Here is a 15,295-nt window from a genome sequence, read left to right as displayed (position 1 = left end):
GGATCACGAACGGAAGAGTGTCGGAGCCTGGCCGTCGGGTGAAGGGTGTGTGACCCATCTGTGGACCTGCTCCTCCAGCGCATCGGACGCCTCCACCGCCATGCCGGCGGCCCGGCGGGGCCGGGCGCTCCGGGTGCTCCGGGCGCCTCCGCGCCGAGGTCGGCGTCGATCAGCGCCACGTCGAAGGCCCGGCCCTCGCCGGCCGCGCGCTCCAAGGCCCGCTCGGCGGCGGCGGCACTGCCGGCCGCCCCCACCTCCACGTCCGGCTCGGCGGCCAGTGCCGCGGCCAGCGCCTCGGCGAAGATCCGGTGGTCGTCCACCACCAGGACGCGAATCCGCCCCATCGTCCCTCCCCCTGCTCACACCGCCCGAGCCCGGGGACGGGGACCGGCCCGGCATCCGCGTTCCGGACCCGCCGTTCCGCCCGCCCACCGGTGGTCGGTGAGGCCGCATGGGCGCCGGCCCCCACCGGTACCGCCCTCAGCCTACGGGGCGGGAAACCCGCTCGTGGCGATTCGGTGAAGTTTCGTCAGGAGGCGGGTGAGTGGCCGGACTTGGACCGTCCGGCCACCGCAGGCCCGCGGTGATTCCTCCCAACGGGCCACGGCTCACCGGCCGTTGTTCACCGCCTGTTCATCGCTGCCCGTCGCTCACTGCCCGTTCTTCGCCAGGGTGAACTTCCAGGCGTCGGCGACGATCTCGTCCAGGTTCGGGCGGCGCGGGGTCCAGCCGAGCGTCTCGCGGGCGCGGGCGGCCGAGGCCACCAGCACCGCCGGATCGCCCGCCCGGCGGCCCTCGACCCGCACCGGGATCTCCCGGCCGGTGACGCGCTGGACCGACTCGATCACCTGGTGCACCGAGAAGCCGCTGCCGTTGCCCAGGTTGCAGATCAGGTGCTCGCCCGGCTTCGCCGCGTCCAGCGCCAGCAGGTGCGCCTCGGCCAGGTCGGCGACGTGGATGTAGTCGCGGATGCAGGTGCCGTCCGGGGTCGGGTAGTCCTCGCCGTACACCGCGATGTGCGGGCGCTGCCCCAGCGCGGCCTGGAAGACCAGCGGGATCAGGTGCGACTCGGGGTCGTGCCGCTCGCCGTACGCGCCGTACGCACCCGCCACGTTGAAGTAGCGCAGCGAGACGGCGGCCAGGCCGTGCGCGACGGCCTCACCGGTGATCAGGTGGTCCACGGCGAGCTTGGTGGCGCCGTAGGTGTTGGTCGGCGCCGTACGGGCGGTCTCCGCGATCGGCACGGCCTCCGGCTCGCCGTAGGTGGCGGCGGTGGAGGAGAAGACCAGCTTGCGCACGCCCGCCGCGCGCATCGCGCTGATCAGCTCCAGCGAGCCGGCCACGTTGTTGCGCCAGTACTTCTCCGGGTCCGCGACCGACTCGCCGACCTGCGAGGAGGCGGCGAAGTGCAGCACACCGTCGAAGGAACCGTCCAGGACCTTGTCGGCCTCCTGGATCCGCCCCTCGACGAACTCGGCACCGGCCGGGACGCCCTCACGGAAACCGGTGGAGAGGTCGTCCAGGACGGTCACCTGGTGCCCCGCCTCCAGCAGGTGGGCGGCCACCACACTGCCGACGTAGCCGGCGCCACCCGTGACCAGGTACTTACTCATGTTGCGACCTCCAGCGAACGACGGTCCGCCCGGGCGGAAGCCGTCGACGGAATGCGTACGACGGGGGTCATTCTCCCAACCCCACCGGGGTGCTCCGCACCATGCGGACGGCCGCTCTCCCGCCGTCCCGCCGGCCCCTCAGCCACCGGCCATCCGCTCCAGCAGGCCGGTGCGCGCCGCCACCGCGGCCGCCTCCAGCCGGGTCCGCGCGCCGAGCTTCATCAGCACCCGCTGGACGTGCGTCCGGGCGGTGCTGGCGGCGATCCGCATCCCGGCGGCGATCGCCGCGGTGTCCTCGCCGTCCGCGATCCGGGCCAGCACCTGCACCTCACGGCGGGTCAGCAGCCGCAGCAGCCGGACGGCCTCGTCGTCCGGCTCGGCCGCCGGGCGCAGCAGGTGGTCGAAGGCGCCGCGCAGGACGTCCACCGCGACCGCGGCCTCGCCCGCGCGCGCCCGTCCGATCGCCCGCTCGACCACCTCGATCCGCTCGTCGCTGGGCACGTAGCCGGCCGCGCCGGCCGCGAACGCCCCTGCCACCGCGCGCAGTTCGCCCACCGGGCCGAGCACGATCACGGCCACCTCGGGGCGCTCGCGACGAATCCGGCGCAGCCCGTCGAAAGCACCCGACTCCGCCGGCGCGGCCACCCCCAGCAGACACACCTCGGGCCGCCGGCCGACCACCAGGTCGGCGGCGACGCCGGCCGGGGAGCCGACCGCGAGCACCCGGTGGCCGCGCAGCTGGAGCGCGGTGGCCAGCGCCTCGGCCAGCAGCCGGTGGTCGTCCACCACCACGAGTCGAACACCCATGACGCCCTCCCGGTCGGGGTCCGGCTCGCGCCCGCACCCCTCGGGCTGGCGGCCGATGACGCACCATCACAGCGCATTCCGTACCCGACCCGCTAGGCCGTGGCGTGTCGACGGGTGCGGAACCGGCCGGAGAACGCGAAAGACCCCCGCCGCGAGGCGAGGGTCTTTCAGTGGAGCCCCCATGCGGAATCGAACCGCAGACCTTCTCCTTACCATGGAGACGCTCTACCGACTGAGCTATAGGGGCTTGCTCGCTTGCCGGTGTTTCTCCCGGCCGCTCGAACAAGGAAGACATTACACGGCTGCGGGCCCGGAAGGGAAATCGGCCTCCGCGCCGCCCTGACCGGCCGAACCGCCTCCCCGCGACGGCCGGTCCTCGGCGGCTCAGTCCTCGCCGTGCGCCGCGTCGAACTCCTCGCGGGCCGCCGTCATCCGCCCGGCACGGTGCTCGGTCCACCGGCCGACCGGCGCGAGCAGCTCGGCCAGTTCCCGGCCGAGCGGCAGCAGGTCGTAGACCACCCGCGGCGGCGTCTCCGGGAAGACCGTCCGGAGCACCAGCCCGCTGCGCTCCAGGTTGCGCAGGGACTGGGTGAGCATCTTGCGGCTGACCCCGCCGACCCCGCGCTGGAGTTCGGAGAAGCGCTGCGGCCCGCAGCCGAGCAGGCTCATCAGGATCAGCATCGACCACTTGTCGGCCAGCTCGGCGAACAGGTCGCGACTGGGGCAGAGCCGGGCGAACACGTCGTACTGCGGGCCCTCCTCCGGCGGGCGGGCTTCCCGCAGGCCGCCTTCCCGCGGGCCGTCCGCCCGCAATCCGTCCGCCTGCGGGCCGTCCGCCTGCAGGCCGCCTGCCGCTTCCCGCTCCGCGGGCCGTCCGGCCCCGGGCCGGACCGCTTCCTCCGTCGTCATGCCTCCAGCGTAGCCGCGGAGGTCTCCAATCCACCCTTGGTAACCAATAGAGACCTGGTCTATATTAGAGACCGATCGGGGCCACCTCCGCCGCCCCGTGCCCGTCCCCCCTGGAGTGCCCCATGACCGCCGTCCGTCCGACCGTCGCCCTCGCCTACCACTCCGGCTACGGCCACACCGCCGTGATCGCCGAGGCCGTCGCCCGCGGCGCCGCCGACGCCGGCGCCGAGGTCGTCCGGATCGCCGTCGACACCATCACCGAGGAGCAGTGGGCCCAGCTGGACGCCGCCGACGCGATCGTCTTCGGCTCCCCCACCTACATGGGCACCGCCTCCGGCGCCTTCCACGTCTTCGCCGAGGCCACCAGCAAGCGCTGGTTCACCGACGCCTGGAAGGACAAGGTCGCGGCCGGCTTCACCAACTCCGGCTCCAAGAGCGGCGACAAGGCCGGCACCCTCGGCTTCTTCCAGACCCTCGCCGCCCAGCACGGCATGAACTGGGTCAACCTCGGCCTCAAGCCCGGCTGGAACGCCACCACCGCCTCCGAGAACGACCTCAACCGCCTCGGCTTCTTCAACGGCGCCGCCGCCTCCTCCCCGACCGACGCCGGCCCGGAGGGCGTCCACAAGGCCGACATCGCCACCGCCGAGCACCTCGGCGAGCGCGTCGCCCGGCACACCGCCGTCCTGCTGGCCGGCCGCGCCGCCCTGGCCGGCTGACGCCCCGGCGCCGCTGCGCCGGCGCGCCGCCAGCGTCGCTACGCCGCCGGATCCGCCCCCCACCGGGGCGCCCGGCGGCTTCCGCCGTCCAGCGGCCCGTCCACCGGTCCGTCCGACGACCCGGCCACCGATCCGTCCGACGACCCGTCCGACGCCCCGGTCACCGAGCCGAGCTCCGCGCCGGTGTTCTCCGGCAGCCTCCGCAGGCACGCCAGGGCCAGCACCCCCAGCGCCGCCAGGTACCAGCCCACCGGCTGGGCCGTCCCGTACGCCCCGGTCAGCCGGGTGGCCACCAGCGGTGTCGTCGCCCCGCCGACCACCCCGCCCAGGTTGTACGTCAGCGCCGCGCCCGTGTAGCGCACCCGGGTCGGGAACAGCTCCGGCAGGAACGCCGCCAGCGGCCCGAACATCCCGCCCAGCACCACCATCGCCCCTGCCAGCGCGACGAACATCAGCGGCCGGCTCACCGTCTCCAGCAGCGGGAACAGCACGAGCGACCAGACCGCGGCCAGACCCGTCGCCCACCGCAGGGTCCGGCGCCGCCCCCAGCGGTCGCTGTACGCGGCACTCAGCCACACCGTCGCCGCCATCCCCGCCGCGCCGGCCAGCAGCATCGACAGCACCAGGGCGCTCGGCACCCCGAGCCCGGTGGTCGCGTACGCCAGCGCGTACGTCGTGGTCAGGTAGAACAGCGCGTACCCCACGGTGATCGCCCCGCCCCCCGCCAGCACCGGGCGCCAGTGCTCGCGCAGCACCTCCAGCACCGGCAGCCGCTCCCGGCGCTCCTCCGCCCGGAACAGCGGCGACTCCTCGACCCGCAGTCGGACGAACAGCCCCACCGCGACCATGACGACCGAGGCCAGGAACGGCACCCGCCAACCCCACGCACGGAACGCCCCTTCGTCCAGACCGAGTTGCAGCGCCAGGAACACCCCGTTCGCCAGCACGAACCCGATCGTCGGCCCCAGTTGCAGGAAACCCCCGTACCGCCCCCGCCGCCCGGCCGGCGCGTTCTCCGCGATCAGCAGCGCCGCCCCGCCCCACTCCCCGCCCAAGCCGACGCCCTGGCACACCCGCAGCACCACCAGCACCGCCGGCGACCACCACCCCCACGCCGCGAACCCCGGCAGCAGCCCCACCGCCGCCGTCGCCAGCCCCATCAGCAGCAGCGACACCACCAGCGTCGTCTTCCGCCCCACCCGGTCCCCGAAGTGCCCGAACACCACCGCCCCCACCGGCCGGGCCAGGAACGCCACCGCGTACACCGAGAACGCCGCCAGCAGCGCCCCCACCGTGCCCAGCCCGGGGAAGAACACCGGCCCGAACACGAGCGCGGCCGCCGTCCCGTAAATGAAGAAGTCGTAGAACTCGATCGCCGTCCCGATCAGCGCCGCCCCCGCCGCCCGCCGCACCTGCCCGACCCGCCAAGCACCCTCCGCATCCATACCACCACCCTCACGACCCCGCCCCACCCCCACCAGCCGCCACCCGAGTGACCCCGGCGCACACCCGCCGCCCCACGCCCCCGACACACACGAGGGCGCCGGGTCACCCCGACGCCCTCCGCTGCCCCTGCTTCTCCGTCCGCCGCTACCGCTACCTCGCGTACGGGTTGTCCTCCGGCGGCACCGGCTGCTGGTACGACGGCAGAGGCGGCGGCGGGGGCAACGGCGGACCGTACACCGCCGACTGCCCGCCCGGCCTCCGCCCGCGGCGCATCACGGCGAACACCACACCGGCCACCAGCACCAACGCGGCCACCACACCCGCCACGACGGGCAGCGTGCTGCCACCCGCCGGCGCCGGCACCTCGGCCTGCGGCTGCACCGTCGGCACATCGGCCGGACTCGGCACCACCGGCGCGGGCGCGACCGGCGCAGCCGCGACCGCACTCGCCGAAGGCGACGGGGCCGCCGCCGGCACGACCACGTCGGCCGCGAGCGGCGACACGTCGGCGGGGCCGGGATCCCCCGGATCCGTCAACGCGATCCGCGGCCGCACCGCGCCGTAGCCGACGATGTCATTGCGACCGGCCCCGTCGTTCGCCTTCCCGGCGGTGTTGATGAGCACCCGCAGGACCTGATTAGCCGTCCAGTCCGGATGCACCGACCACACCAGTGCCGCCGAGGCGGAAACCAGGGCGGTCGCATCCGACGTACCGTGGCTCTTGCAGTACCCGGTCGGGCTCGCACAGGCCCCGATGATGTCCATACCCGGGGCGACGAGAACGACCTGCGGTCCGCGCTCGGACTCGGCGGTGACCGTGGCGTTCCGGTCCGAGGCACCCACACCGACCACATTGGGCAGGGCTCCCGGGTACTCGACGAGGTTCCCCTTGTCTCCGGAGTTCCCGACGCTGGAAACCACCAGCGAGCCCTTCGCCCGAGCCCAGGCCAAGATCCTGTTCAGCTTCTCCACATCAGCCGGAGAAGTCGTGACGGCGGCCGTTCCTTGGGAGATGTTGATGACCTTGGCACCCTGCTCGACCGCATACGTCACGGCCTGCCCGATCTGGTCCAGGAAATCGGCCGAGACGACCGCGTGCTCGGATCCGTTGGCGATCTTCACCGGGAGGACCCTGGCACCGGGCGCAAGGCCATAGGCCCCCCTGCCGCCGTCCGACTTCCCGGTACGCGCGATGAGGCTGGCCATCTGCGTGCCGTGGCCCTCCTTGTAGGACCCGACCCCACCCGGACTCTCGCTGAAGTCCTTGCCCGGAAGGAACTGCCCCTCCAGGTCGGGATGATCCAGCTTGAACCCGCCGTCGATCACCGCGACGGTGACGCCCCGCCCCTTGGAGATCTTCCACATCTCCGGAGCATGCATGGCATCCAGGTGCCACTGATCGGCACGAATCGAGCCGTCCGCGGCGGCCGGCGTCACCGCCGCCCCCACCACGCACAGGCTCGCGCCGCCAAGCGCCGCGAGCCGACGAACCCACCTCAACCGGTCCCCCAACACCTCGAACTACCTCGCGTACGGATTGTCCTCCGGCGGCACCGGCGGCTGGTACGACGGCGGAGGCGGCACAGCTCCCATCGGCTGCTGCGACGGCACCGGCGGCACCTGGGCCGCCGCAGGCTGCGCGGCCGGGGTCCGCCTGCGGCGCATCACGGCGAACACCACACCGGCCGCCAGAACCAGAGCAGCCACCACAGCCGCCACGATCGGCAGCGTGCTGCTCGACCCCGACGACTTCTCCGCTGTCGGCTGCGCCGTCGGGGCGCCCGCTGCCACATCGGTCGGGCTTCCCGCAGGACTCGGTGCCGACGACGCGGGGGCGGACGCACTCGCCGAAGGCGACGGGGCAGCCGAGGGCACAACCGCGTCGGCCGGAAGCGGCGACACGTCCGCCGGCCCGGGATCCCCCGGATCCGTCAACGCGATACGAGGCCGCACGGCGCCCCAACCGGCGTCATTCGTACGGACCGTTCCCCCGTTCGGCCTGCTCGCCGTATTGATGAGCACCCGCAGGACCTGATTGGCCGTCCAGTCCTTGTGGACCGCCCAGACCAGCGCCGCCGACGCGGAGACCAGGGCAGTCGCGTCGGACGTACCGTGACTCTTGCAGTACCCGGATTCGGAGATACAGGCCTCCACCATGTCCTCGCCCGGTCCCACGAGAGCCACCTGCGGCCCAGTCTGGGACTCCGCAGTCACGGTTCCACTCCGATTGATCGCCCCAACACCGACGACATTGGGCAGAGCGGCCGGATACTCTGCGAGATTTCCATCTCGCGCAGAATTCCCGACACTGGACACCACCAACACCCCCCTCGCCCTCGCATTCGCAAGAATGCGAGTCAGTGTGGCGACGTTCTCGGGCGAGGTTCTCACCGCGGCGATGCCTTGGGAGATGTTGATGACCTTGGCCCCCTGACTCACGGCGTAGTCAACCGCTTGGCCGATCTGGCCGAGGAAGTCCGCCGAGACCAACGCACCCTCAGCGCCGTTGGCGATCTTCAGGGGCAGGATCTTGACTCCAGGTGCCAGCCCGTACGCCCCTGCCCCTCCTTGGCCCTTGCCGGTCCCCGCGATAAGGCTTGCCATCTGGGTTCCGTGGCCTTCAGCATCGGATCCGAAACCGCTGGCGCTACCGCTGAAGTCCTTGCCCGGCAAAAACTGCCCTACCAGGTCCGGATGATCGAGCTTGAAGCCTCCATCGATCACCGCGACAATGACCCCGTCACCCTTTGTGGTCTTCCACATGTCCGGGGCGTGCATGGCGTCCAGATGCCATTGGCTGGAACGGATCGAACCGTCTGCAAGTGCTGGCATTGCGGCAGGGCCGACCATGATTCCCGCCGCAAGAAGCGCCGCAGCAGCAGCCCGCCAACGCGCTCGCGCGTTCGTCCGCCCCATCACAACTCCTCGTCAATCTCTCCGTCGACCGGGAAGCGTGCCCCGAACAAGGCTGCCCGGCCACTGGGGGTGCCCAGTGGCCGGGCAGTGTGTCGCCGTCCTACTCAATCACGTCCGGGTTGCTGTGCGGCGTACCGCTGGTCCAGGTCTCCTCGTCCTCGTGCAGGTAGTCGGCCCGCTTGCGGCGGTCGCGCTCGTTCCGGCCGCCGTGGCCCGTTCCGGGGGCCATCATGCCGTTCTGCCTGGACTGGCCGCCGCCCTCGCCAGCAGCCGCCGCGCGGTTGCGCAGACCGGTGCCGCCGGGCGTGAACTCCCCGCCGGCGGTCGGTCCCCTGCGGCCGCCGACCGTCCCGCCGGTGGTCGAGGACAGGCCCCGGCCGCGCGAGCCGCCGCCGGCACCGACCGCACCGCCGTGGGCACCGCCCATACCGGGGTGCATGCCGCCCGCGCCGGGCCCACCGACCCGGCCGCCGCCCGGCCCCGCCTCACGGTTGCCGAAGACCGTCCCGCTGGGCAGCCCCGGGGTACCGCTCTTGCCCTGCCCCGGAGTTCCGCCGAACGGGGTCGTACGCGGCTGGACCTGGCCGCCGCCCTTGGTCGGAAGGGATCCACCACCCGGTCCGGTCGGAATCCCCGGCACCGGGCCGCCTCCGGGAATGCCGGGTCCGTTGTTCGGGCCGTTCGGCCCGCTCGGGTAGCCGGGAAGACCGGTCGGACCGTCCGTCGGCAGCTGACCGCCGCCCGGTCCGTACGGGCCGTACGGACCGGTCTGGTTCGGAAGGGTCGGCACGGGCAGGCTGTTGAGGTCGGTGCCCGGACGGTTGACCGGCTCCGACGGGTAGGACGGCGGGATCGCCGTCCCGGGGTCCTGCGGTGCCGACGGCAGCTGGCCGCCGCCGCTGTGCGGCGGCGGCGTGGTGTTGCCCGGGTTGGAGGGGCCAGGGGCGCCCGAACCCGGGTCACGGGGCAGGACCTTGCCGCCGCCGTAGCTTCCGCCGCCGGACGGGTCGGAAACGCTTCCGCCGCTGCTGCCAGCGCCAGTACGTGGGCTGCGGACTGAACCACCCCCGCCGACACCACTCCCGCTACCTGACGGGATAGCCGTCGTACCGTCACGACTACCCTTGTCGCCCGGCGTCCCCGGCAGCACGACGTTGTCGTCGATCCCGTTCAGCGTCGTCGTCGCCGCGCTGTACGCCTGCGCCAGCTTCTCCATCTGGAGAATGGCTTCCTGGTGTTCCTTCTCGACCTTCGCCTTGGCCTGGTTGAACTCCGCTGTGGTCACCCAGTTGGGGTTGACCGACTTCATGTACTGGTCGGCGGTCTGACCGACGGCGAGCTGGGGAATGTTGGGCAGACTCGACTGGCTGCTGTGCTTGTTCATCGTCTGGATCTCGGTCTCCGGCGGCTTCGGCACCGCCGATCGGGCAGTACTGAGCGCCTCGCCGGCCTGGGTCATCGCGCCGCCGGCGGTCGTGGCGTGCTGAGAGATGATCGCCGCGGACTTGTACAGGTTGCCGACCCAGGTCTTGAAGTTCTCGGCCGCCGGGCCTTCCCAGGTGACCTTGCCCAGGTGAGCCTGGAGCGCCGTGCTGAGCTCCGACAGGACGCGTCCGGCGTCCTGGAGCTGGCCCGCTCGCTTCAGCACCTCCGACGGCTTCGCGCCGTCGACCATTCCCTTGAGCACGGCGTGGTCGACGCCGCCGAAGTCTGTCGTTCCTGCCATGGTTTGCTCCCCGTCTCCCCGTACGTCTCTCCCGGCACCGCTGTCAGAGGTTCATGTCCTTGGACGTCGGTGCCGTCCCGCTCGACCCCGCCGACGGCGAGGTGACGCCCGCTTGCTGCGCCACCGCGTTCTGGGCGGCCGTCGCCTGCTCCTCGTTGCTGGCGTACGAGTTGGCCGTCTTCGCGACCGCCGCCGTCATCGCCTCGATCTGGGACACGAAGTCCTTGTGGAGCTTGACGAGCTGCTCGTGCACCTTGCCGTAGGCGGTGTTCAGGGCCACCGCCTCCGGGAACTTCCCCGCGTCCGCCCCGTTGACGAAGCTGCCCTGGGTGACCTTCTGCTCCTGGAGCTTGTACGGCGCGGCCGCCGAGCCCTCCATCGCGGCGAGCAGCGCCTCGACCTTCCCGGCGAACGTCTTCAGCGTCTGCAGCTCGATCTGGACGTTCTGCGCGCCGAAGGCCGCCACCAGATCACTGGCGCTGGTGTTCGTCTGATGGGTGCTGACGATGGGGGCGAGGTCGATCCCGCCCAGCGGCCACGGGAGCTTCTGCTCCAGCATGTACGGCGCGTCGGAACTCCCGTGGCCGTTCGGGTCGGTACCCGACGGGCTCGGTGCGGAGTTGGACGACGGGCTGGGTGCGGAGCTCGCCGAAGGGCTGGGCGAGGGGTTCGCCGACGGGCTCGGCGAAGGAGTCGCCGAGGGCGTCGGCGAAGGACTGGGCGACGGACTCGGCGAAGGAGTCGGCGTCCCCGAACTAGTTGCACCATTGCCTGCCACAGCAGTTCACCTCTCCCCCGTACGGCCGGTCACGCCCGGGGCGCCCCGGGCGGCTCCCGCCGCAACACACCGTCAACTTCTGGGTCGTACCGTCCTGGTCGGCACACCGTCCGCCCTGTGGACGGTTTCCGCCTCCGTCATCGTAGCCACCACCTCTGTCGGACCGGCAGGGCCCTTGGCCCGCCCGTACGCGATCGGTACGAACTTGACACGTACGAACCGCCGGAGCAGCCCTGGGTAGACTGGCCCGGTACGCCCCATCTGCCGCGCAATGTCGCACAGCAGCGACCCAAGGCCGCAGAACGGACGTGACCGCGTGAGCTCTCCCGACGCCTCCCCCTCCCCCTGGTGGGCCCGTGCCGTGCGGCCCGCGCGGCCGCCGGTGCCGGTGGCGCTGATGGTGCGGGCGGCGGTGGGCATGGCGGTGCCGCTCGCGGTCGGGCTGCTGGTGCACCGGCTGGACCTGGGCGTGTTCGCCGGGCTCGGGGCGATGCACGCGACGATGAACGACCGGGTGGAGCCGGCCGGGCCGCGGGCCGTCCGGATCGGGACGGCCGTCCTCGCCTCGGCGGCCGGCATGCTGATCGGCACCGCCCTCCAGCACGCCGACGCGGACGGCCTCCTCCTGGGCGTCGTGCTGACGCTGACCGCCTTCGCCTCGGGCGCGCTGAGCGCGACGGGTCCGCGCGGTTCGGCGGGCGGGATGCTGCTGCTGGTGTCGGCCGCGCTGGGCAGCGGGATGCCGCTGCCGCAGCCGTGGTGGGCGGCGGCGCCGATGATGCTGCTCGGGGCCGCGTTCGTGGTGCTGCTCGGGCTGCCGGCGGGTGCGCCGAACCGGCCCGCCGCGGATCCGCGCAACCGGGCGCTGGCGGCCGCGTACGACGCGCTGGGCCGCACCCTCGCCGACCTCGGCGGCCCACGGGCGCCCGCCTCGCGCCAGGTGCTGACGGCCCGGCTGAACCAGCTCCAGGACCTCCTCGGCCCGAGGCTCCGGGACGACCAGCACGACCGGGACAACAGGCACGCCAGGCACCACAGGCACGACCGGACCCGCCAGGACCGCCGGACCCGCCAGGAACGCCGCGCCCGGATGTACGAGGCCGCCCTCGCCGCCACCGAGGCGGCGACCGGCCTGCTGTGGGCCCGCCGCCCCGTCCCGCCGGAGGTGGCCGAGGTGCCGAACCGGCTGGCGGCCGCCGTGCGGCAGGGCGGCGGCGAGGTCGCCGTCCCCGACTGGCGGCCCGACACCCCCTCGCGGCAGGCCCTGGACGCGGCCCTGCGCGCCGCCGCCGACACCGTGGCCGGCCGCGACACCCGGCTCGGCACCGCCCCCGCGCCGCCGCCGGACCCGTGGCGGCTGCGGGCGCGGCTGCTGTCCCGGGGATCGGTCCGGTACGGCCTGCGGGTCGCGCTGTGCATCGCGGCCGGCTCGGTGCTCACCGCCAACTTCCCGCTCAGCAAGAGCTACTGGGTCCCGATGACGATCGCCTTCGTGCTCAAGCCCGACCTCGGCTCGGTGTTCCTGCGGGCGGTGAGCCGCTCGGTCGGCACGGTGCTCGGGGTGGCCGTGACCGCGGCGCTGCTCCTGGCCGCCACCGACGAGTGGGCGCTGACCGCGATGGCCGCCGGCTGCGTGGCCCTGCTCCCGTACGCCACCGCGGCGCACTACGGGCTGAACACCGTGGTGATGACGCCGATGGCACTGGTCCTGCTCCAGCTCGGCGGGCAGAGCAGCGCCGCCGAGTTCTGGCCCCGGGTCCTGGACACCGTGCTGGCCAGCGCGATCGTCCTGCTCCTCGGCTACCTGCTGTGGCCGGAGCGCCCGCGCCACCGGATCGAGCCCGAGCTGATCAGGGCGACGACGGCGCTGCGGGCCTACCTCGACGCCGTCGTCGAGGACGCCTCGACCGAGGGCGCCTCGACCGAGGGCGCCTCAACCGAGGACGCCTCGACCGAGAGCGCCGTCGCCCACGTGTGGCTGCGCCGCACGGCCTACCGCTCACTGGCCGACGCCCGCCGGGAGGTCCAGCAGGGCCTGTCCGAGCCGCCGCCCACCGGTCGGCTGGCCGAGCGGTGGCTGCCGGCGACGGCGGCACTGGAACGGCTGGGCGGCGCGGTGGCGGCCTTCGCGGCGCAGATCCGGTACGGCGGCCGGGTGCCGGACCCGGCCGAGGTCGACCGGGTGCGGCACGCACTGGACGAACTGACCGCCGCCGCCCGGGCGCACCGCCCGCCGACACCCCGGACGGCCCCCACGGACCGAACGGACCGAACGGACCGAACGGACCGAACGGACCGAACGGACCGAACGCCCCTTCCGACCACCCCGCACGACCCGACCCGCAGCGCACTGGGCCGCGCCGCGGAGGAGCTCGAAGCGCTCCTCCGCACCCGACCCGACGCCTAGAACAGAGCCCGACGCAAGCAGAGCCGGCCTAGAACAGAGCCCGACGGGAACAGAGCCCGCCGACAACAGGCCCCGAATCAGACCTGCTCGGCCAGCTCCAGCCAGCCCATCTCCAGCTCCTCCTTCTCCTCCCGGACCGCGCGCAGCTGCGCGTCCAGCTCGGCGACCTTGGAGAAGTCGGCCGCGTGCTCGGCGAGTTGGGCGTGCAGCTTGGACTCCTTCTCGTCCAGCTTGGCGATCTGCCGCTCCAGCTTCTGCATCTCCTTCTTCGCCGCCCGCAGGTCCCCGCCGGACAGCGCCGGAGCAGCCCCCTCAGCAGCCGAGCCCGCCGAGCCGGCCGAAGCAGCGGCACCCGCCGAGCCCGCCGAAGCGGCGGCCGCGGCCGCGGCGGCGGCCATCCGGGCCCGGCGCTCCAGGTACTCGTCCACGCCGTTCGGCAGCATCCGCATCTTCTTGTCGCCGAGCAGCGCCTGGACGGTGTCCGTGGTGCGCTCGATGAAGAAGCGGTCGTGGCTGATGACGATCATCGAGCCGGGCCAGCCGTCGAGCAGGTCCTCCAGCTGGTTGAGCGTCTCGATGTCCAGGTCGTTGGTGGGCTCGTCCAGGAACAGCACGTTGGGCTCGTCCATCAGCAGCCGCAGCAGCTGGAGCCGGCGCCGCTCGCCGCCGGACAGGTCGCCGACCGGCGTCCACTGCTTGTCCTTGCCGAAGCCGAACTGCTCGCACAGCTGGCCGGCGCTCATCTCCCGGCCCTTGCCGAGGTCGACCCGCGAGCGGACCTGCTCGACGGCCTGCAGCACCCGGGTCGCCGGGTCCAGCTCGGCGACCTCCTGCGACAGGTAGGCCAGCCGCACGGTCTTGCCGACCTTGATGACGCCCGAGGCCGGCTGGACGTCGCCCTCGCTCGCGTACGCGTCGCGCAGCGCGCGCAGCAGCGAGGTCTTGCCGGCGCCGTTGACGCCGAGCAGGCCGATCCGGTCGCCGGGGCCGAGCTGCCAGGTGACGTTCTCCAGCAGCAGCTTCGGGCCCGCCTTGACGGTCACGCCCTCCAGGTCGAAGACCGTCTTCCCGAGCCGCGCGTTGGCGAACTTCATCAGCTCGGACGTGTCGCGCGGATCCGGCACGTCCGCGATCAGGGCGTTGGCGGCCTCGATCCGGTAGCGCGGCTTGGAGGTGCGGGCGGGGGCGCCGCGGCGCAGCCAGGCCAGCTCCTTGCGGGCCAGGTTCTGGCGCTTCTGCTCCTCGACGGCCTCGATCCGGGAGCGCTCGGCGCGGGCGAAGACGTAGTCGGAGTAGCCGCCCTCGTACTCGTGCACCTCGCCGTGCTGGACGTCCCACATCCGGGTGCAGACCTGGTCGAGGAACCAGCGGTCGTGGGTGACGCAGACCAGCGCGGAGCGGCGCTTCTGGAGGTGCTCGGCGAGCCAGTTGATGCCCTCGACGTCGAGGTGGTTGGTGGGCTCGTCGAGGACGATCAGGTCGGGCGAGCCGAGCAGCAGCTTGGCGAGGGCGATCCGGCGGCGCTCACCGCCGGAGAGCGGGCCGATGACGGTGTCCAGGCCGTCGGCGAAGCCGGGCAGGTCGAGGCCGCCGAAGAGGCCCTCGATGATGTCGCGGATGCGGGCGTCGCCGAGCCACTCGTGGTCGGCCCGGTCGGCGATCACCTCGTGCCGGATGGTGGCCTTCGGGTCGAGCGAGTCGTGCTGGGTGAGGACGGCCAGCTGGAGGCCGCCGTTCCAGGTGATCCGGCCGCCGTCGGGCTCCTCCAGCTTGGCGAGCATCCGGATCAGGGTGGTCTTGCCGTCGCCGTTGCGGCCGACGACGCCGATCCGGTCGCCCTCGCTGACGCCCAGGCTGACCGCGTCCAGCAGGGTGCGGGTGCCGTAGACCTTCGTGACGGACTCGATGGTGGCGAGGTTGACGGCCACGTGTGCTGCGCTCCTGGGTTCGGCGGTCGCGGGGCGGCCCGCCGAC

At 73.0% G+C, this 15,295-nt stretch carries 11 protein-coding genes, 1 tRNA gene and 1 pseudogene; 2 read left to right on the top strand and 11 right to left on the bottom strand.

The features are described 5' to 3' along the window. The 5 genes and pseudogenes from ABZW03_RS01840 to ABZW03_RS01820 all read right to left on the bottom strand — a co-directional run. Positions 1 to 344: pseudogene (locus ABZW03_RS01840) on the bottom strand (hypothetical protein); the annotation flags it as partial. Positions 345 to 650: 306 nt separating this feature from the next. Continuing rightward, entirely contained in the window at positions 651 to 1,613 is a 963-nt protein-coding gene (galE, locus tag ABZW03_RS01835; protein ID WP_355250593.1) for a UDP-glucose 4-epimerase GalE, read from the bottom strand. Between the two features lie 138 nt (positions 1,614 to 1,751). Beyond that, positions 1,752 to 2,420: a LuxR C-terminal-related transcriptional regulator gene (locus ABZW03_RS01830; protein WP_355250590.1), complete on the bottom strand. Its 669-nt coding sequence runs from the start codon at positions 2,418 to 2,420 to the stop codon at positions 1,752 to 1,754. A gap of 171 nt (positions 2,421 to 2,591) precedes the next feature. Beyond that, a tRNA-Thr gene (locus tag ABZW03_RS01825) sits at positions 2,592 to 2,667 on the bottom strand. Positions 2,668 to 2,804: 137 nt separating this feature from the next. Next, positions 2,805 to 3,329, bottom strand: a complete 525-nt coding sequence (locus ABZW03_RS01820) for a helix-turn-helix domain-containing protein (protein WP_355250587.1) — start codon at positions 3,327 to 3,329, stop codon at positions 2,805 to 2,807. A 122-nt stretch (positions 3,330 to 3,451) separates the two neighbouring features. Here ABZW03_RS01820 and ABZW03_RS01815 point away from each other — a divergent pair, with 122 nt between their 5' ends. Then, positions 3,452 to 4,048 (top strand): flavodoxin family protein, encoded by a 597-nt coding sequence (locus ABZW03_RS01815; protein WP_355250584.1) that lies wholly within the window; start codon positions 3,452 to 3,454, stop codon positions 4,046 to 4,048. 38 nt (positions 4,049 to 4,086) lie between these two features. Here ABZW03_RS01815 and ABZW03_RS01810 read toward each other — a convergent pair whose 3' ends face one another. From ABZW03_RS01810 to ABZW03_RS01790, 5 genes are all read right to left on the bottom strand, one after another. Further along, on the bottom strand, positions 4,087 to 5,493 hold the full coding sequence (locus tag ABZW03_RS01810) for an MFS transporter (RefSeq protein ID WP_355250581.1): 1,407 nt from the start codon (positions 5,491 to 5,493) through the stop codon (positions 4,087 to 4,089). 151 nt (positions 5,494 to 5,644) lie between these two features. Continuing rightward, the gene (locus ABZW03_RS01805) at positions 5,645 to 7,009 is read right to left on the bottom strand and encodes a S8 family serine peptidase (RefSeq protein ID WP_355250578.1); all 1,365 of its coding nucleotides are present in this window, start codon (positions 7,007 to 7,009) and stop codon (positions 5,645 to 5,647) included. Between the two features lie 6 nt (positions 7,010 to 7,015). Then, positions 7,016 to 8,410 (bottom strand): S8 family serine peptidase, encoded by a 1,395-nt coding sequence (locus ABZW03_RS01800; RefSeq protein ID WP_355250575.1) that lies wholly within the window; start codon positions 8,408 to 8,410, stop codon positions 7,016 to 7,018. 100 nt (positions 8,411 to 8,510) lie between these two features. Beyond that, the gene (locus tag ABZW03_RS01795) at positions 8,511 to 10,136 is read right to left on the bottom strand and encodes a hypothetical protein (protein ID WP_355250572.1); all 1,626 of its coding nucleotides are present in this window, start codon (positions 10,134 to 10,136) and stop codon (positions 8,511 to 8,513) included. A 43-nt stretch (positions 10,137 to 10,179) separates the two neighbouring features. Beyond that, the gene (locus ABZW03_RS01790; protein WP_355250569.1) at positions 10,180 to 10,695 is read right to left on the bottom strand and encodes a hypothetical protein; all 516 of its coding nucleotides are present in this window, start codon (positions 10,693 to 10,695) and stop codon (positions 10,180 to 10,182) included. Positions 10,696 to 11,230: 535 nt separating this feature from the next. On the opposite strand from ABZW03_RS01790, the gene ABZW03_RS01785 reads away from it, so the two are divergent. Beyond that, positions 11,231 to 13,321: an FUSC family protein gene (locus ABZW03_RS01785; RefSeq protein WP_355250566.1), complete on the top strand. Its 2,091-nt coding sequence runs from the start codon at positions 11,231 to 11,233 to the stop codon at positions 13,319 to 13,321. A 77-nt stretch (positions 13,322 to 13,398) separates the two neighbouring features. Here ABZW03_RS01785 and ABZW03_RS01780 read toward each other — a convergent pair whose 3' ends face one another. After that, on the bottom strand, positions 13,399 to 15,249 hold the full coding sequence (locus ABZW03_RS01780; protein WP_355250563.1) for an ABC-F family ATP-binding cassette domain-containing protein: 1,851 nt from the start codon (positions 15,247 to 15,249) through the stop codon (positions 13,399 to 13,401). Positions 15,250 to 15,295 lie beyond the last annotated feature (46 nt).

The sequence above is a fragment of the Kitasatospora sp. NPDC004799 genome, assembly GCF_040609095.1.
In the GTDB taxonomy this organism is placed as follows: domain Bacteria; phylum Actinomycetota; class Actinomycetes; order Streptomycetales; family Streptomycetaceae; genus Kitasatospora.
The sequence above is the reverse complement of the archived record's forward strand: the minus strand, read 5'-3'. Positions and strand labels throughout refer to the sequence as shown.